18 protein-coding genes are annotated in these 17,233 nt (G+C 45.7%); 6 read left to right on the top strand and 12 right to left on the bottom strand.

Annotated elements, in window-relative coordinates:
• The gene (locus DOM22_RS09100; protein ID WP_142700055.1) at positions 1-1,185 is read right to left on the bottom strand and encodes an acyltransferase; all 1,185 of its coding nucleotides are present in this window, start codon (positions 1,183-1,185) and stop codon (positions 1-3) included.
• Between the two features lie 177 nt (positions 1,186-1,362).
• Between DOM22_RS09100 and DOM22_RS09095 the strand changes: the two genes are divergently transcribed.
• Complete coding sequence (locus DOM22_RS09095; protein ID WP_142700054.1) at positions 1,363-2,073, top strand: glycosyltransferase; 711 nt, start codon at positions 1,363-1,365, stop codon at positions 2,071-2,073.
• Between the two features lies 1 nt (position 2,074).
• On the opposite strand, the gene DOM22_RS09090 is transcribed toward DOM22_RS09095, so the two are convergent.
• The 5 genes from DOM22_RS09090 to DOM22_RS09070 are packed head-to-tail and all read right to left on the bottom strand — an operon-like array spanning position 2,075 to position 6,324.
• Complete coding sequence (locus DOM22_RS09090) at positions 2,075-3,076, bottom strand: NAD-dependent epimerase/dehydratase family protein (protein ID WP_142700053.1); 1,002 nt, start codon at positions 3,074-3,076, stop codon at positions 2,075-2,077.
• Positions 3,073-3,378 (bottom strand): hypothetical protein, encoded by a 306-nt coding sequence (locus tag DOM22_RS09085; protein ID WP_142700052.1) that lies wholly within the window; start codon positions 3,376-3,378, stop codon positions 3,073-3,075. The genes DOM22_RS09090 and DOM22_RS09085 overlap by 4 nt, the downstream gene beginning before the upstream one ends.
• 41 nt (positions 3,379-3,419) lie before the next feature.
• Positions 3,420-4,106 (bottom strand): hypothetical protein, encoded by a 687-nt coding sequence (locus DOM22_RS09080; RefSeq protein ID WP_142700051.1) that lies wholly within the window; start codon positions 4,104-4,106, stop codon positions 3,420-3,422.
• Positions 4,103-5,503: a glycosyltransferase gene (locus tag DOM22_RS09075; RefSeq protein WP_142700050.1), complete on the bottom strand. Its 1,401-nt coding sequence runs from the start codon at positions 5,501-5,503 to the stop codon at positions 4,103-4,105. Before DOM22_RS09075 ends, DOM22_RS09080 begins: the two co-directional genes overlap by 4 nt.
• Entirely contained in the window at positions 5,503-6,324 is an 822-nt protein-coding gene (locus DOM22_RS09070; protein ID WP_142700049.1) for a hypothetical protein, read from the bottom strand. Before DOM22_RS09070 ends, DOM22_RS09075 begins: the two co-directional genes overlap by 1 nt.
• A 200-nt stretch (positions 6,325-6,524) precedes the next feature.
• On the opposite strand from DOM22_RS09070, the gene DOM22_RS09065 reads away from it, so the two are divergent.
• Positions 6,525-6,899: a hypothetical protein gene (locus DOM22_RS09065; protein WP_142700048.1), complete on the top strand. Its 375-nt coding sequence runs from the start codon at positions 6,525-6,527 to the stop codon at positions 6,897-6,899.
• 83 nt (positions 6,900-6,982) lie between these two features.
• On the opposite strand, the gene pstB is transcribed toward DOM22_RS09065, so the two are convergent.
• From pstB to DOM22_RS09045, 4 genes are all read right to left on the bottom strand, one after another.
• Positions 6,983-7,756 carry a phosphate ABC transporter ATP-binding protein PstB gene (gene pstB / locus DOM22_RS09060; RefSeq protein ID WP_142700047.1) on the bottom strand — a complete coding sequence of 258 codons (774 nt, stop codon included), beginning with the start codon at positions 7,754-7,756 and terminating at the stop codon, positions 6,983-6,985.
• A gap of 80 nt (positions 7,757-7,836) precedes the next feature.
• Positions 7,837-8,754 (bottom strand): phosphate ABC transporter permease PstA, encoded by a 918-nt coding sequence (gene pstA / locus DOM22_RS09055; protein ID WP_142700046.1) that lies wholly within the window; start codon positions 8,752-8,754, stop codon positions 7,837-7,839.
• The gene (gene pstC / locus DOM22_RS09050) at positions 8,755-9,630 is read right to left on the bottom strand and encodes a phosphate ABC transporter permease subunit PstC (RefSeq protein ID WP_142702168.1); all 876 of its coding nucleotides are present in this window, start codon (positions 9,628-9,630) and stop codon (positions 8,755-8,757) included.
• A gap of 74 nt (positions 9,631-9,704) precedes the next feature.
• Positions 9,705-10,721 (bottom strand): PstS family phosphate ABC transporter substrate-binding protein, encoded by a 1,017-nt coding sequence (locus DOM22_RS09045; RefSeq protein WP_142700045.1) that lies wholly within the window; start codon positions 10,719-10,721, stop codon positions 9,705-9,707.
• A 116-nt stretch (positions 10,722-10,837) separates the two neighbouring features.
• On the opposite strand from DOM22_RS09045, the gene DOM22_RS09040 reads away from it, so the two are divergent.
• A complete protein-coding gene (locus DOM22_RS09040) occupies positions 10,838-12,346 on the top strand; it encodes a PAS domain-containing protein (RefSeq protein ID WP_142700044.1) in 1,509 nt (502 codons plus the stop codon).
• Position 12,347: 1 nt separating this feature from the next.
• On the opposite strand, the gene DOM22_RS09035 is transcribed toward DOM22_RS09040, so the two are convergent.
• A complete protein-coding gene (locus DOM22_RS09035; protein WP_142700043.1) occupies positions 12,348-12,938 on the bottom strand; it encodes a histidine phosphatase family protein in 591 nt (196 codons plus the stop codon).
• A 54-nt stretch (positions 12,939-12,992) separates the two neighbouring features.
• Between DOM22_RS09035 and DOM22_RS09030 the strand changes: the two genes are divergently transcribed.
• Positions 12,993-13,718, top strand: a complete 726-nt coding sequence (locus tag DOM22_RS09030) for an EI24 domain-containing protein (protein WP_142700042.1) — start codon at positions 12,993-12,995, stop codon at positions 13,716-13,718.
• Positions 13,719-13,743: 25 nt separating this feature from the next.
• A complete protein-coding gene (locus DOM22_RS09025) occupies positions 13,744-14,223 on the top strand; it encodes a Fur family transcriptional regulator (protein WP_246845917.1) in 480 nt (159 codons plus the stop codon).
• A gap of 34 nt (positions 14,224-14,257) precedes the next feature.
• On the opposite strand, the gene DOM22_RS09020 is transcribed toward DOM22_RS09025, so the two are convergent.
• Positions 14,258-16,585: a fatty acid cis/trans isomerase gene (locus DOM22_RS09020; RefSeq protein ID WP_246845916.1), complete on the bottom strand. Its 2,328-nt coding sequence runs from the start codon at positions 16,583-16,585 to the stop codon at positions 14,258-14,260.
• Between the two features lie 55 nt (positions 16,586-16,640).
• Between DOM22_RS09020 and DOM22_RS09015 the strand changes: the two genes are divergently transcribed.
• Positions 16,641-17,159 carry a hypothetical protein gene (locus tag DOM22_RS09015; RefSeq protein ID WP_142700040.1) on the top strand — a complete coding sequence of 173 codons (519 nt, stop codon included), beginning with the start codon at positions 16,641-16,643 and terminating at the stop codon, positions 17,157-17,159.
• Positions 17,160-17,233: the final 74 nt, after the last annotated feature.

Raw genomic sequence — 17,233 nt, 5'->3', positions numbered from 1 at the left:
TTAAGTCGCGGGAGCTGGGGCTGGGGCAGAAACCGGAGTGGTAACTGCCACCGGTGCAGCCTCAGTGTGAGCGACTCGAACAGGGCTTTTCTTAAATTTTAGAAGCTGACTACGGATAACATGATTGATCGGCTCTTCGATCAGAGCGAATACCACAATCGAAACCAAGATAGTCACACCGAAAGTTTCAGCGACGGTCAGATCATTACCATCACAAATGTTCTGTAGCGGCCCCTGTTGAAGTAAATAGAACGCATAGGAACTTTTACCCAAAAGACTGAACAATCGCGTGGAGAGCAACTTTGAAAGCAGGCTCGACTCTGTCGCCAGTCCATAGATCAGCAACACGATAAATACCACAGAGAACCAGTTATTCAGGAAAATCCCCTTGGGACTGAAAATACCCAAACCATCAGATCTCTCCTGCCCCACCACTGCCAACAAATACAAAGTCAGCATCACACCGGCGACACCTGTATAGGTTGCAAGCGGCAGTTTCCAGGAGCGAACGGATTTACGCGAAGAAAGAAACATCGATAGACCGATGCCGGCAAAAAACTCAAAAGCTCGACCAAAGAAACTCCACTCTAAAGTGAAGTAAATATCTTCGAAGAATCCCAGCCAATTAAGTTGGGAGCCGATAACCGTTAGCAGACCGCCCACGCAATAAGTGCCAATTAAAGCTAATGCGAGACGGCGCCAGCCCTTGGCGAAAAAGAATATGATCGGTGCGCAGAAGTAAAAGGTCTCTTCAGTCGTTAAAGACCAAGCCTGAGCAACCCCTGTGAAGATCACATCGTTAAAAAAACCCTTTAACATTGTGAGATTAATAAAGAGATCAAAAGGCTCGTAGTTATTCGCATACACAAACGTCGCAATACAAACCACAAAGTAAAGAGGATAGATTCTGGCAAAACGTCTGCCGAAATAAACGAAGAGACCTTCTTCAGAAAGTCTGCGTGTAAGTCCATAGGTCTGATGAATCAAGAAACCGCTCAGAACAAAAAAGATCGCCACCCCTAAATAACCTTGAGAGAGCATCGAAGAAAGTGTTGGCGAAACATCTTCAAGGACTGGATAGTGACGAGTGAAAACTAAATACGCCGCAAGCGCGCGCAAACCCGTTAACGCCGGGTACTTGGCCGCACTGAAAAAGCTCTTTCTAAAGAATTCAATCGTCTTCATTTTTTACTCTCGAAAGATGCCGAATATAGATGAACTTTTGGTAATTTCCAAACCTCACGCAGACTGCTGCGCTGCGTAGGGAACATTGAGACGGGAACGATCTTCTGGCCCTCACTGCCCTATGCGTTGAAATAGGTCTGACGTGTGGTAGCATAATTTAACAACCATAGAGAGCCCATGATCGCACTTATTGTTCCTTGCTATAACGAAGAAAAGCGCCTGCACATTGAAAACTTTATCCAGCATCACGATCTGGGTATCGATTTTTTCTTTGTCGACGATGGCAGCAAGGACAAAACCGCGGAAATCATAGAGCAAGCCTCACAAAAGCATGCCTTTATCCATCTGGTACGTATGGATAAGAATCGCGGCAAAGCGGAAGCCGTTCGTCATGGGATGCTGGAAGTTTATAAAAAACTTAGCTGGGATGATAGATCTTGGATTGGATTTTGGGATGCGGATTTAGCGACTCCCCTGTCTGAAATTCCCAAAATGCTTCAGTATTCTAATCTTTATGAAAATGTTGATTCCATCTGGTGCAGCCGCGTTTATCGCCTGGGTGCTGATGTGAAAAGATCTCCGCTTCGTCACTATCTGGGCCGGGGCTTTGCAACTTTGGTGGGCGAGCTTTTGCACGTGAAAAGTTACGACACTCAATGTGGTGCTAAATTATTTAGACCCTCGATCGTTCCTGTGGCCTTTAAAGAAACGTTCATTGGTAAATGGGTTTTTGACGTAGAGATTTTACTGCGCCTGAAAAATCACAACGTCGTTGAATATCCTGTCACCATCTGGAGAGACGTTCCGGGTTCCAAAGTTAAAATCAGTCGTGAAATTTTCCGCGTGTTCTGGGAAATTTTGAAGATTCGCAAAAAATATATCTCATAGCTTAAGCAAAATAGTTCTTATACCACTCGGCCGTTCTTTGCAGTCCTGCTTCGACTGTAATTTGTGGACTCCAAGAAAGCTGGTTCTTGGCTTTTTCGCTATTAAGCATGCCGTGAGTGGAGCCCTTAGAGGTCAGTTGAAATTCCTGAGCTTTGCTATTGCCATATTTGGATTTAAAAATCTCGGCCGCCTGGCCGACGGACATTTGATGTGCGCTACCGACTCCGAAATTCCATCCCCCTGAAGCTTTGGGGCCTTGCTCTAACAAAGCCTTGGCTAACATCATAAGTGCAGAGACCGCATCATCCACGTGCATCCAGGGACGAATGGAATCAGGATTTTTTAAAGGCAAATCCAAGCCCGCTTGATTTGCTTGAGCCAATTGCCAGATGAAACTCTCGGGAGAAAAATCTCCTCCGCCGATGACCGAGCCCATGCGTGCTGAGGCGAGAGCAATTTTATGCTTATTATATTTCTCAGGAGCAAATACACCTTGCAGGTAAGATTCCAAAATCAAATCAGTGCAGGCCTTTGCCGTCGCAGCAGGGGCTCCACCGGCCAGAGGATCCGTTTCGACTAAATCAGCTTTTGAGGGACGATAAACTTTATCAGAGGATAAAAACACAACCGCGCGAACTGTGGCTGTCTCTCGTAGACATTCAAGTAAGTTCACGGAGCCCATAACTTGGGAGGAATAGGTTTCAGAAACTTTATCCCAGGAATCCCGCAAGCCACCGCCACCGGCTAAATGAAAAACCACTTCGGCTTGAGAAAACTCCAGAGAAGCTTTTAAAGCCGCGACATCGCGCACGTCTCCAAAAGTGGAGCTCAAGCCTTGACCGACATTGGCGACTTCAAAAAAGTTGGGATTGGTGGAAGGACTTAAAGAAAATCCAAAAACTTCGGCACCCGCTTTTTTAAGAGTGAGTGCCAGGTGGCTGCCGCGAAAGCCCGTGTGACCGGTAATAAAAACTCTGCGACCCCGCCAGAAATCAGAACTCATCCACGAAGCCCTTGTTCAACACCTTCTGCACGATGCGTGGGATGAACCCATAGCGTTTCATGACCTTCGTAGTTCCAGTAAAAGCCCACGGGATCCGTATCATGAATAGCCACGCGGAGTTGACCTTTACCTTCCGTTGCTTTCATTTTTAAAAGCGTCTGGGACAAAGAAGTTTTATTCAGAACACCGTTGCCCGAAGTTGGCAGACAGTTTTCTTCATACATTCTCGCCAAGAGAGATAGCTCGACCAAGTTGTAAACGGAATCACGGATAAAATATTTGTCTGAGTGAAATGATGTCATGCCTTTATTCTAAAAAAGGACAGGACCAGGTCAAGGCCAATTCAGTTGGGGCCAGCGACTTGCTGTGGTTTTAGGGTTTTTACCCGCATCGGACTGCCCACAAATTCAGTGAGTAGTGCCTGAAAGACGCTTCCGAAGTTGACATCGGCCATGTAAAAAAGGTTTTTTGCGCGCACAACATAAGGACTTAGCTCCCGCCCCCGGGTGCGACTTTCAGCCATGATTTCGATTCGCACTTCATTGGTTGGCACGATTTCCGGCTGCATTGAGAGGCCCTCGTCATCACAGCGAGCCGAATGGCCCATATAAAAATAGGCGCAAGACTGATTACGCACTTTCGAGAGGGATCCGATATAGCGAATGCCGAGCTTTTTACTTAACTGCTCTCCCAGATACCAAATGTTATATCCCATCCACACTACATGCTTTTCCGCTGCCAAATAGTCTTCGACCAGGCGGCGCGGGACTTGATTATCAAATTCTGTATTCACGATAAACGTGGCCTGACACCGTTCTATGGTTCCAGCTTCATAGTCAGCCATGGCAATCATATGGCTTTGAAATTCGGGAAAATGCGCAAGTGAGCTGCGAATACTGCTGAGCACTTTTGCATTATCATAAATCACCAAAATACATCTTTCACCTGATGGTTTTGAAACCTGAAGCTCCGCGAGGGTCGCGAAAGCTGCCGTCAAAATTAACATCGAAGCGAAAATGTATTTCTTCATTTGGTTTGAACCTCGACCTCGGAGAGATCCATTCCGAAATGCGCTGGCATCTGGTGTTCGGTTTTAATCCACACGGGTCGTTTTCCTGTTTTAACACTTTCCCGGTACTGCAAATGCGCTTTTAACGAAGCCAGAACATTAACAGCGTTCGCAACCAACCAGCGCACCGGAACCATTGCGGCCTGGCTGAAATCATTCACGCGGTTCACAGCAGACATTCTTTGCACAATTCTTAAAAACATCGCTAGAGCATTAAAGGTCAAGAGTACGGAGAAAAAATCCGTGCGCAAAAGAGGTGGAATTTCACCGTCCACCATTTGCAATGAGATCATACCCAAAAGTACGATCAGGGAAAAAACGGTTAGCACACTGCACGCAGGACCTTTTCGATCCCGCAGTAAAAAGTAACGGTCAATCAATCCACCGGACCACTGAAGGTTCGCAAGACCTTGATATGCAATTCCTAAGGTCCAACGGGATTTTTGGCGAACGCTGGCGGTGAACTTATTCGGGAAGTATTCACGTGTCGCGATGAATTCTCTGCCGCCATTTTCATCGACCAACTGAGCACAGACGAAACGCGATTTAAACCCCATGGGCTTTGCCGTGATTCCTAAGTGATAGTCTTCAGTCAAAGTGTCTTCCTTCATCAATTGGCCCTCTTGATGAAGCATCATGGCTTTGACGAATTCACGAGAAATACATGTCCCCACTCCGGCCGACGGAATTGCTGCCCCGAGAGCCTGCCGTACTAAAAGATCTTTGGTGTGGGACTCACTGAATTCATCAATGTACACTCCCCCGACCAAGGAAGTTTTTGGGACATCAAAGGAGAACACGGGAATTTGAATAAAGTCGGCCTCGCGACTAAAATAGTTTAGAAGCGAAAAGGCATGGGGGTGCAAAACATCTTCAGAGTCTTGCAGCAGGAATAAATCCATTCTTTTTCCGGTCTGTTTTTCTGATTCCAGAATTTGTCGGGCAATTTCGTTCAGCATTTGCCCTTTGGAAGTGGGTCCTGGTTCTGAATTCACAACCACTGTTACTTTATCTGGATAGAGCTTTTCTAAACGAGCGGCCTCTTCCCAAGTTGCTGTGTCATTGGGGTAAACCCCCAAAAAGAATTTATAGTTATGATAGTCGATGCCGCGGATATTTCCGCGGATCATAGGACCGATGACTTCGGCCTCTTTCCAATTTGCGATCATGATGGCGATGGATTTTTGGTCCATTTGCTTCATCAATTGCAAGGTCTGCTTCGAGATCGCCAGTGGGCGAAGACGTTTAATAAGGGCGATCAGATCAATAAAAAGATCATCCAAGATAAAAACGCTGGTCGCGATGATTACGGAATATGTAAGCGTTGAAAATAGGTCTGTTAGTCCCACGTTCTCCATTAAAACTGGCCTCCCAAAGTTACCAAGCCTTCAATTTCTCCGCTGGAAACATGTTTAGGAAAGGGATGATAAACGAGCGCACTGATGTTCCAGGATTTTTCAGTCCAGGTAGAACGCCCCCCGGCGCGCCACTCGGTAATTGTCGGCCCCAGATCTTCACTGTTGCTGACACGTTGATAACCTTCGCCATAGGCATCCAGGGAGAGCTTCGCTTTGGGAAACCAACGATACCCTTGCTTGATCCAAACCAAAGACACGGGTGTTCGATCCAAACGCGGAACAAAGGCTGACTCAAGATACCCCTCGGTAAAGTTTCTGGTCATTCCCCACATCAAAATATCACCGGCGCTAAATACCAGACGCGGGTCCCAAGTGGTCTGACGGGGTTCATCGTTCATTCCTGTCACTGTTCGGTAACCGACTTGAGCATTTAGTTTCACCCCTGGTACAAATTGAAATTGCAAACCCACATTTGGATTAAAAGTATTGTCATAGTATTTTTCACTCGCACCCGGTGATTGATACTGGATGTTCGCACCGATATAGGCAGAGACTCCAATGGAGCCGAGATCAGTCACTGGTTGATAGTAACGAAGTCGTGAATCTGTCACGAAATCATAGTCGTAGTAATAGCTGCTTTCGGAATAAAAATCGAAAAAGCCTTTTTTAAGGATCAAAGTGGAAGAATCCATGGGCATGGAAAGAGTTGCGGGCACATCCGAGGCCGCGGCCTCCGCACTTCCGCCTTGAGATTGTGCCATCACTGACTGTGTTAAACCGACAAGTGCCATCGCCATGATGGCCACTTTTATCTGACGCATTTCATTCTCCGAACTGGTTGGAAATTAGAAAGTTCCGACGAAAAATGAGGTTAAAAGAAGGCATTTCTAAAGAGGAGTTACGAACGTGAAAGTCCGGATCGCTTGCTGGAATACAAACTTCTTAGCGTACCTGAGTGTTGGGCGTTGCATCGAAACGGCGCGTATATCTATTATCATTTGTTAGGCGTAAGCTTCATGACATGACTGAAAAAATTAGCATCGAATCAAACGTGATGGATGAGCGCCGCACATCTGGCGAGCTTGAAATCAAAATTTTTAATCAATCTGACAAAACGCGCACGGCCCTTAAAAAGCTCGCACTTTGGTGGGGATTGTCTTTAATCTCTGTTCTGTTGCCAGTCGTTCACTTTGTTTTAGTGCCACTGTTTTTCTTTCTAGGGTTTTTCTTTGCCTGGAAAGGCTTTAAGTCTGAAGGACAGGTTTTAGATGGAAAAACCACCTGCCCTCATTGCGGAAATAACATCAAAGTCGGAAAAGGCGAACTCAACTGGCCGGTCACCGAAATCTGCCAAAGCTGCGCACGCGTAGTGCGAATGGAAAAAAAGGAAGCTTAAAACTGGTCACAAGGATCGGTCAAAAAGGTACAAGCGTAAGGCACGATTCAACAACGCAGTCGTGCCTTCTTCACCGATCCGGGTTAACCGAAGCGGCCTGTGATATAGTTCTCGGTCTTTTGATCTTTCGGATTCGTAAACACTTGATCACTTCCACCGAATTCAATCAAATCACCCAGGTACATAAACGCCGTATAATCTGAAACACGGGCTGCCTGATGCAGACTGTGCGTGACGATAGCGATGGTCACGTCCTTACGAAGCTCTTGAATAAGCTCTTCGATGTGACGAGTGGAAATCGGATCCAAGGCAGACGTCGGCTCATCTAGTAGCAAGATTTCTGGCTCTGTTGCTAATGCGCGAGCGATGCACAGACGTTGCTGCTGACCGCCTGATAATGCCGTTGCTGAAGAACTCAAGCGATCTTTAACTTCCGTCCAAAGACCGGCTTGCTGAAGTGACTTTTCAACGCGCTCTTCGATGAAGGCTTTCTTTTTCACACCGCGAACTTTTAGACCGTAAGCCACGTTTTCATAAATGCTTTTTGGAAACGGATTTGGTTTTTGAAAAACCATCCCGATACGCATGCGCACTTCCATAGGATCAATGTCTTTACCCAAAATATTGATGCCATCCGGATGCAGAGTGATTTCACCTTGATAATGAGCATTCGCATACAGATCATGCATACGATTAAAACAACGAAGCAAAGTCGTCTTACCACAACCGGAAGGTCCAATCAGCGCCGTCACGCGGTTTTCGTAAATAGGCAAAGTAATACCGTTCAAAACCTTTTTCTCTCCATAAGAGAAAACCAGATCTTTTACTTCGGCTCTTAGTACTAATTCGTTACTCATAAAACTTCCTAAACTCTAAAACTAAACTTCTTCGGACATTTTGCTTTCAAAAAACAAATGGAGAAATTGTGTCGTACCTTTTACCACTTCATTTTTTTGCGGAAGCGGGAACGAAGCCAGATGGCTCCCCCATTCATTATCAACGTCATCAACAACAACACCACACCGGTGGCTGCTGCATTCGTGTGGAACGCCGCTTGGGGACGAGACAACCAGTTAAACATTTGAATCGGCATGACTGTGAACGGATCCATCAACCATTTGAAATTTAAATACGGTAAATGCGTATCAACCGGCGACGTTGGTAAAAACGCGATAAACGTCAAGGCACCAATCGTGATCAAAGGAGCTGTTTCACCGATCGCACGCGAAAGGGAAATAATCACGCCAGTCAAAATACCACCGGAAGAGTACGGTAAAATATGATAGCGGATGGTTTGCCACTTGCTGGCTCCCATTGCGTAGCTAGCTTCACGAATAATATTGGGAATGGATCTGATGGCCTCACGAGTGGTTACGATAATGATTGGCAACACCAATAAACCCAAAGTTAGACCCGCAGTTAGAATACTTTGACCTAATTTTAATTTGTACACAAAAAGTCCAAGTGCCATCAAACCGTAAGTGATGGATGGAATTCCCGCCAGGTTCACGATATTGAGTTCAATCAGGGAGGAAACCCAGTTCTTTTTAGCGTACTCTTCAAGGTAAACGGCTGCCGCCACTCCCAAAGGAATCGCACAGAATGCTGTTGTCAGCATGATACAAAAAGAGCCCACCCACGCAGACAAAATCCCTGCTTTTTCCGGGAAACGCGATGGGAAGTTTGTGAAGAAATCAAAGTTGATACGCGGAACACCTGTCATCGCCAGATCCACAATCAACGCAAGCAACGTCACCAAAGCAAATAATAATGCAAGAAGCCCCGCCAGTGCGAAGAAAAAATCCCACAGCTGACGACGTTTAATATTGGCAAGAAGGTCTTGTCTGGATTCCATCTATTCCTTCTCCTGAAACTTTTTACGAAGCCACAAACCAATCACATTAAAACATAACGTTAGACACAGAAGACTGAGTCCCGCGACATAGATCGATTGATATCCAATCGATCCGTGCGGGAGATCTCCCAGACTTACTTGCACGATAAAAGCTGTGATCGTAGCTGAGGGCTCAAGAGGATTTAAAGTGAGATTTGGCTGCATGCCGGCTGCGATCGCAACGACCATCGTCTCCCCCAGCGCACGGGAAATACCCAGGATGTAAGCTGACGTGATACCCGAGAAAGCCGCCGGAATAACCACACGGAAGGCCGTCTGCATACGAGAAGCACCCACTGCAAACGAAGCTTCACGCAAATGTCCGGGCACTGCGCGCATGGCATCTTCACTTAAGCTGCTGATGTAAGGAATGATCATCACACCCATCACGAGCCCTGCACTGAGTACGTTAAAGCCCCCCATGGAAGGGAAAACTTTTTGCAAAAGTGGGGTCACGAACAAAAGAGCAAAGTAACCGTAAACCACCGTTGGCACCGCTGCCAATAGCTCTAAAACCGGCTTTAACACTTCACGCACATTCGGACGAACATATTCACTTAAGAATGCTGCCGCCACTGTTCCCAAGGGAATCGCGATGATCAACGCGATGATTGTCGTTAAGAATGTCCCGCAAAGCAGCGGCAAAATTCCATAATGGGCATTTTCAAATAACGGCGTCCACTCACGGTCTGTCAGGAAATCCCAAATGCTTACGTGTTCAAAAAATGGAATACTTTCGGTAATCAGGATACCGACGATCCCCAAGGTTACAAATACGGAGCTTGCTGCCGCCAGGAATAAAGCGCCCTCGATTAAGCGTTCCTTCAAACGGCGCATGCGGCGGACAGGATGATCCGCAGAGGTAAATTCAGATAGTTTCTTAAGTTGTTTTTTACTCACGGTGTGACTTCTTACTGTGCGCTTTCGCGCTTCATCAGGTCTTCGATCTTAATCCCGATCTCAGAGTGGCCACCGAATACAGTTCCCACTTTTTTGATTTTGATGTGATCTTGCCCGATCGTATAAGCAGACCCTGGAAGTGGAACATACTTAACTTCAGGAACGATAGTTGGACATTGCTTTAAGAAGAAATTGGCGAATTCCAAAATTTCAGGCTTAGCCAACGACGTTGCACTGACGTAGATGAACACCGGTCTTGAAAGTGGGAAGTAATCCCCCGTTTCAACCGTTTTGCGAGCTGGGATGACTGCTTCCATTTTTTTTGGTGATTTCTCGCCACCCACGACTGGCACCATGCGAAGTTTTGAAACATTCTCTTCCGCGTATGCCAGTGGAATATATCCCAAGGCATTGGGGTCATTCGCAACTCCCGTGACCAAGGTGTTGTCGTCTTCGCTGGCCGTATAGTCTCCACGTGAAGCTTTAGCTTTGCCGACAATAGCTTCCGTAAAGTAATCGAAAGTCCCGGAATCAGAACCTGCACCGTAAAGCTTCATTTTTTCTTTTGGCCAAGCGGGATTCACATCAGACCACAACATCACTTTACCCTGAGCTGCTGGTTGCCACATTTTTTTAAGCTCATCAACCGTGATGGATTTAAGCCAGGTGTTTTTAGGACTTACGATAATGGCTGTCGCATCATATGCAATTGGAAGCTCGATAAACGTCACACCTTTTGCACGACACTTTTCAATTTCAGCAGCTTGAATGGGACGAGAGGCATTTTGAATGTCCGTTTCACCACGGCAGAATTTTTTAAAGCCACCACCAGTACCAGAGATGCCCACTGTCACACGGACTTTACCGCGTTTGGAAGTTTGATACTCCTCAGCCATGGCTTCAGTAATTGGGAACACAGTGCTGGATCCATCAATGCGAATCACTGGCACTTGAGCGTGCGCGTGCGAACTAAAAATCAAAGATGCTGCAAATATAAGCAAAGCTGACAGTAACTGAAGGTATTTCATACACTTTCCCATTCGAACGGAATCTAGCACGGGGTATTTTTTGTGTATTGTTAAGGTTTGATTATGATTTAGCCATTTTGCGTTATGAGGCTGTTCAAGCTATCATTTAAAGCCATATGGCTGAAGAAATTTTGAAGAACCAAAAAAATCTTGTGGAGCAGGTTTTTGAATTCCTGCCGAGTGCTGTCTACCTGTTTGATTTACAAACAGGCACCATGGCGTGGTTTAACGAAAATGTCGCTAGCCGCTTCGGTTGGACTCAAGAACAGCTTCGAGCCATGGGCCAAAATTACTGGCCCACAGTGATGCATCCTGACGATTTAGGAACCCTGGAAAAGTCCCGTGATTATGTTTTGAACAAAATGGTGGACGGCGAAGTCCTGCACTTTGAGTATCGCTTTAAAGATGTATGGGGTCAGTATCACTGGATTGATGATCGTATTTCTGTTTTTAAACGCGATGATAAAGGTGTTCCGATCAGCGTTGTCGGAATTGCCGCAGTCATTGATGATCAAAAAGCACACGAAATGCAGCTTTCGCAAACTTTGGAGAAATTAAATCTCTCGTTGTCAGCTGCAAAGATGGCGACTTTTGAATACGACCCGGTGGCTCCGATCGGTGTGTGGGACAAACGCATGTTTGAACTTCACGGAGAACAACCCAATGAAGATCCTTTAGAAACCTTCCGTCGTCGTGTTTTGCCGGAAGATCGAGAGCCTTCGTACTCCGCCTTTATGGACGCTTATAATCGTAACGATCCCGAAATTTATATTCGCTATCGAGTTCGCCACGATGATGGCTCCATTCATCACATCAACATGTATGGCCGAAAACAAGAATCACAGATGGGCACTCGGTTTTATGGTGTGGCCTGGGATTCGACGCGTGAAATTCAAACGGAAAAGCAAATTGCGGAAACCCAGGCGAAAATGATTTCCGCTGCGAAAATGGCAGCCCTTGGTGAAATGTCTGGGGGCATCGCTCACGAAATTAACAACCCTTTGACCGTCATTCAGGCGCGCTCCTTTCAACTGACCCAGATGGTGGAGCAAGAAAAACTCGATCCCGAAAAAATCAAACAGGCCGCGGAAAGTATCAGCAAGACCGCTGACAAAATCGCAAGAATCATTAAATCCTTACGTTCCTTTTCCCGTGAAGGCGAACAAGATCCGTTTGAGTTGGTTTCCGCCAAAGCGATGGTTGAAGAAACCTTGGAATTCTGTAAAACGCGTTTTTACAATTACGGTGTGGAACTTGAGGTTTCTCCTATCGACGAAGATTTTGAAATCGAATGCCGGGTTATTCAAGTCGAGCAAGTGCTGTTAAATCTATTGAATAATTCGTTCGATGCGGCTCAAAAATCAGAGGAAAAATGGATTCGTGTCGACGCCGTCGAGTACGGAGACTATATCGATATTCGCGTGACAGATTCCGGTCCAAGAATTCCCGATGACGTGGCCCAAAAGATCATGCAGCCCTTCTTCACGACCAAGGAGCTTGGCAAAGGGACCGGCTTGGGACTCAGTATTTCCTCGGGGATTATGAAAAATCATAAAGGAAGTCTGTTTTTGGACCGCGGTGCCGCGAACACTACTTTCGTGATGCGACTTCCAAGACTGCAGTAGATCAAAGTTTAAACTCAAAACCTGCTTCCGGGCTCCATTCGATTCTGTAAACGACACAGTTTGGAATCGGCAGGGGCTCTTGTAGATCAGGACGAAGCGAGTGCAAAAATCTTTTTAGCATCAATCCATGAGTGCAAAGACCGGCTACGGTGAAATCTTCGCCTTCACAAAATTCCAGCAAGCCTTTTTTAAAGCGTTCAATCGCTTCAACACCTGACTCCCCATTAAGATACGTAAAATCAAAATGTTTGGTTTCATGAGAGGTCCACCGCTTCCAATTGTCTTCGCCGTGTTTCTCCAGGATTTCATCTTGAGACATACCTTCAGCATCCCCCAGAAATACTTCGCGGAAATTTTCTGAGAAAAATGTGGGCGCATTGAGGTTTTCATTGGCAATGGCCGCCGTCTGTTGGGCGCGGGAAAGATCACTGCTTGCCATGATTTCAACCGGATTTTCGCTAAAAAAACTTTGCAGACATTGTGCCTGTCTGCGGCCTTCCTCATTCAAGGGAATATCTGAATGTCCTTGGAGTCTGCGCACCAGATTCCAGTCAGTTTGTCCGTGTCGGAAAAGATAAATCGTTTTTCTCATGATCGCCTCATTGAAACACTTGCAAGCTGAATTTAAAAGAGGAAAAATGTTTTCATGCACAAGATAATCAAAACTTTCAGACAGTCTTTTGAATCCTTGTTTAGCTCTCGCCTTTTGCTTCTAACGTTTCTTCCTCCTATTCTTGCCGTCGTGGCAGTTTTTGCTGTTTTCTTTTTCTTTTGGGGCAGCTGGACAGTTGGTCTTGAAGGATTTTTACAAGGGCTGTGGCCGTTTCAGTGGATTCACAATTTCACGGGCGCAGAGGGATACATCGATGCGATTGCCGCGATTTTATTGGTGCTCCTTTTTGTGCCGGCCTGTTTTTTATTGGCGCTGATCCTGGTTTCAATTTTTGTTTTACCATTGGCTTTAAAATGGATTGCTGAAAAAGATTTTCCTCACCTTGAAAAAAAGCGCGGAGGCACTTTAATCGGAAGCCTTTGGAACACACTGTATGCGACAGCCTTATTTATTTTTTGGTTCACCGTGACTTTACCACTGTGGTTGCTACCGATGGGCCCGATTCTGGTCCCTTTAAGTCTGACTTCTTGGCTCAATAAAAAGGTGTTTTTGTACGACGTTTTACAGGATTATGCGAGCGAGGAAGAGCGCCAGTTGATTGAAGAAAAAGAGGGGAAAGCTCTTTTTGGCATGGGCCTGATCCTGGGATTTTGTGCCTATATTCCCTTTGCCTTGTTCTTTATTCCCGTGTTCGCAGCCATCTGTTACACCTATTACGCATTAAATGCACTTACAGTACTGAGATCTAAGAAAACCTAAGTATATTCACAACACCGGGCTGGCTTTGTGGCCGCAAATCAGCTATCTTGGCCCGGTGAATAAATGCAGTCAGGAACGTAAAAATATCGATATCGACACTCTTGAAGAAAGAGTGCGCAAAGCAGGCATGAAATTGACCCAGCAGCGCAGTCAGATGCTTAAAATTCTTTTGCATCATCCTGAACCTATTTCTGCAGACGAGATCTTTAAAAAATTAGGCGGTAAAGACGCTGGTGTAGATCTGGTTACGATTTATCGCATTCTTAAAAAATTCGAAGAGACCTTACTTGTTTCGCGTTTGGAATTTGGCGACGGTGTAGCTCGGTTTGAACTCACACTAGAATCAGGCCATCACCATCATCACGTGATTTGCCGTAATTGTCAGAGCGTGGAACCTCTGCATATTTGCGATTTGGATCAACACATCCAAATGGTCGAAAAAATGGGTTACACACAATTATCTCACCGCTTGGATTTTTTCGGTCTTTGTTCGAAGTGCCAGTAGTTCTGCATCGCATACAGGAATAGGACCTGGCACCTTATAAGGAATAGCGGGTGAGGTCTATGTAGCCAGCGTTGATTCTATCGAAATCTAGATACACTTTTTGGAGTTCGTCGTAGGCGCTCCAGAAATGGGGGTTTTGTCTGCGCACTCCCCACTTGTCTACCAAGGCTTCATAACCTTGGTCATTTTTTATACGCGTGATGAGAGTCGTAAATGCTGGCAACTCCTTTTCAGGTACCTGGAAAATCATATTCGGATAATAGGCCCAGAAACCTTCTCGGACAGTGAGAGTGTCTTCTTTCGGAGACATCCGTAAGGACTCGGCCGTGATCCAAGAGACATTTTCATGCTCTTTATTGTGAATGAGTGAAAAGACTCGAGTTTCGTCTTTGCCTTTAACCATCACAAAGGCCACATCAGGAAAATAGCGCGCAAAGGGAGTGCTGTTTCCTGCGGCGATGGAAGAAATTTTACGGAATTCGTTGTTGAGTCCCGTGGCTTTTACTTTAAGTCCCAGACTCGCCGGCGGAGTGACCTTTCGCCAGTTAATGTCGTCGATCTCTCCTCGCACTTTTTCATTCATGCGATAAAAAAGTATTTTTTCAACCATTTGCCGCTTGGTTTGGGTTCCCTTGGTAAAGCGAACTCCCGTGGGCTCTCCAGCCCCTACTGGAGGATAAATATATTCCATTTTGGCGCTAGCCAAAATTCCTTGATACCAGGTCCGACGGTATTGCAGGCGTTCCTCGGGTGGTAAAAATCTTAAGAATAACTCCTCGGCCTCCATACGAATCATATCCATGTAAACTCGAGTCAGAAGTTGGTGCCCGATATTTCCAAAAACATCGAAATTCACAACTAGGTTATAAACCAATCTTTCAAAAAGCGGATAATCAAGAACGAAAACAGTTTTTGAAAGATCACCGACCGCCCCTTTTATCACCACGGCATTTTGGTCATGACGGAAAATGGTCAACACAGCGTTATTATTTTTCTCATCACCATTCCAGATATCATTCAGTGTATAGCCGTCGGGACGATTCTTAATAAGTTCTTTACTGCGAAGCAGTCTATAGGCCTCACGATAATCAGTGATGCGTTTTAGGTCCAATGGCGCCGACGTAAACTCCACATCAGAGCCAAATTTTCCAGGAAGTGCCAACAAAGGGGCCGCTTGCTTTTCATATTCCTTAGACAGAACCATATTGTCAGAATCGGGATTTAAGAAAAACGTATAGAACTGCTCTTGAATGGAATTAACGGCCATGGTGCCATTACATACAGGCCCCTTGATAAAGGTCGCCACGTGGTATTGGGCATCGTCGAGTAAAAACTGATAGCGAATTTTCACCGGAATATCTTGAAAGGCGATGAATGGGTTTTCCGCCACGCCAGATTCGTAAGACGGCAAGGTTTGCACATCCCACTTTTGATCAAATAGCTCTTTAAAGCGCGCAAGCTTTTGGTGAGACAGCTCGTAAGGCAAATGCGTTTTTGATACAATCGTGCCGGGAAACCTCACCAGGCAGTAATAGAATTTTTTAACTCCCGGATCGTCATTGGGTCTGCGCGTGGCAATTTCGTCTGGTTTATCACAAGACCTTTTAGAACGAATTAAGCGTAAAAATGTTCGAGGTTCTTCGGGAAAGTAAATGTGCGCCAAGAACAGATGCTCGAAAAGATAACGACTGACCAGCTTTTGCTTAAGCTCATTTTGATTTAAATACTTTTCCCAAATCTCCACCTGAGACACCAGTTTCGTGGAAATAGAATGGGCTTTCTTATCCGCATCAAGACTTGGCCCCGGGGCACCTTTGCTAATCCAGGCTTTGATAGTTTCAAGTTCTGTCTCGCGCAAAGCCGGCAAACCGTAAGGCATCCCCAGCTGCGATTGGGCCGTTTTCATGGAATCTAATTCTTCGCTGTTGGCGGCGCAGACTTGGCTTTCATGTACCTGCGCTTTAACAGAAGACGTATTAATTGCTCGCAAATTCAGCATTTGGAAAAAGATATTTTTCTCAGGTTCGATGGAATTATGAACCGTGAAAAATCCCTTCTCACGCCACTCTTTGGTGGACTTTGCATCGATCCAGATGCGCGAAGGCTCAACACTCTTACTGCGAGTACCGTCATAGACGTTTAATTTGTTTGCTCCCCGGGCAAAACCATCAAAGTTTTGCAGATTCAGCTGACAAGGAGCATTGAAACAGCTGTGACAAGCCAGGCAGCGATTGTCAAAAAGGGGCTGAATTTTGTGAGTGAAAAGGTCTTCAGAAAGCGTCTCTGCGGCCAATGCTCCAGAGCAAAGGCAGAAGCCCAGCGTCGTAAACAGCATCATAACTAATGTCTTAATGAATTGCATCGTGCCGATCTCCCCTGTATCCTCTGCCATAGTAAACACAAGTAAGAGGAATAGCATGGAAAAAATCCCATTTGAAGTTGTACAAGATTCTATCGACGTGATCTGCGGCATGACCACAGAAGCAGATTTGGAAAAAGCGTCTGAGCACCTGTTTGATGTGCAACCAGATTTGGGTGGCTTTTTCATGGAATTCATCGAAGACATGTCTGAAAGCGCTCAAGACTTGGGTTTTATGATGGCTTTGATCTTGAATCGCGCCTTTGAAGAAAAATATAAAAAACTTCGCCCAATCACAGAAGATGAAGTTGTGGCTCGTTTCGAAAAAGCAGAACCAGAAATGGAATCTTACCTGCAAATGAACGACGAGATGATCACGCAAATTCAAGAGCGTGCAAAAGCGGAAGGTCAGCCAGAGCTGGTAAATTATATGATCGAAGAGCTTTTCATGTCTCCAGATTTGGAACCAGCCCTTGAACAAGATGAACAAATTCACCTGTTCATGGTTTGCAAATTCTTTGCTGATTGCTTGAACGAAGTGGCTAAAGAAACTGCGACTGATATCGTTCGCCACTAATCTTAGTTCTCACTATTGCAATAATTTAAAAAAGGCTCTCCCCTGGAGGGCCTTTTTCTTTACGCTCTGCCTCG

Source organism: Bdellovibrio sp. ZAP7 (assembly GCF_006874645.1).
In the GTDB taxonomy this organism is placed as follows: Bacteria; Bdellovibrionota; Bdellovibrionia; order Bdellovibrionales; family Bdellovibrionaceae; genus Bdellovibrio.
Note: the sequence above shows the minus strand (reverse complement) of the source record. Positions and strands in the feature narration are given on the sequence as shown.

Coding starts and splice junctions, on each gene's coding strand:
- pstC (WP_142702168.1), bottom strand. CDS start 9,630: ATGCGCCGTTTGAAGGAACGCTTAATCGAGGGCGCTTTATTCCTGGCG.
- DOM22_RS09020 (WP_246845916.1), bottom strand. CDS start 16,585: ATGCAATTCATTAAGACATTAGTTATGATGCTGTTTACGACGCTGGGC.
- DOM22_RS09045 (WP_142700045.1), bottom strand. CDS start 10,721: ATGAAATACCTTCAGTTACTGTCAGCTTTGCTTATATTTGCAGCATCT.
- DOM22_RS09065 (WP_142700048.1), top strand. CDS start 6,525: ATGACTGAAAAAATTAGCATCGAATCAAACGTGATGGATGAGCGCCGC.
- DOM22_RS09090 (WP_142700053.1), bottom strand. CDS start 3,076: ATGAGTTCTGATTTCTGGCGGGGTCGCAGAGTTTTTATTACCGGTCAC.
- DOM22_RS09085 (WP_142700052.1), bottom strand. CDS start 3,378: ATGACATCATTTCACTCAGACAAATATTTTATCCGTGATTCCGTTTAC.
- DOM22_RS09100 (WP_142700055.1), bottom strand. CDS start 1,185: ATGAAGACGATTGAATTCTTTAGAAAGAGCTTTTTCAGTGCGGCCAAG.
- pstA (WP_142700046.1), bottom strand. CDS start 8,754: ATGGAATCCAGACAAGACCTTCTTGCCAATATTAAACGTCGTCAGCTG.
- pstB (WP_142700047.1), bottom strand. CDS start 7,756: ATGAGTAACGAATTAGTACTAAGAGCCGAAGTAAAAGATCTGGTTTTC.
- DOM22_RS09040 (WP_142700044.1), top strand. CDS start 10,838: ATGGCTGAAGAAATTTTGAAGAACCAAAAAAATCTTGTGGAGCAGGTT.
- DOM22_RS09030 (WP_142700042.1), top strand. CDS start 12,993: ATGCACAAGATAATCAAAACTTTCAGACAGTCTTTTGAATCCTTGTTT.
- DOM22_RS09080 (WP_142700051.1), bottom strand. CDS start 4,106: ATGAAGAAATACATTTTCGCTTCGATGTTAATTTTGACGGCAGCTTTC.
- DOM22_RS09015 (WP_142700040.1), top strand. CDS start 16,641: ATGGAAAAAATCCCATTTGAAGTTGTACAAGATTCTATCGACGTGATC.
- DOM22_RS09070 (WP_142700049.1), bottom strand. CDS start 6,324: ATGCGTCAGATAAAAGTGGCCATCATGGCGATGGCACTTGTCGGTTTA.
- DOM22_RS09035 (WP_142700043.1), bottom strand. CDS start 12,938: ATGAGAAAAACGATTTATCTTTTCCGACACGGACAAACTGACTGGAAT.
- DOM22_RS09075 (WP_142700050.1), bottom strand. CDS start 5,503: ATGGAGAACGTGGGACTAACAGACCTATTTTCAACGCTTACATATTCC.
- DOM22_RS09095 (WP_142700054.1), top strand. CDS start 1,363: ATGATCGCACTTATTGTTCCTTGCTATAACGAAGAAAAGCGCCTGCAC.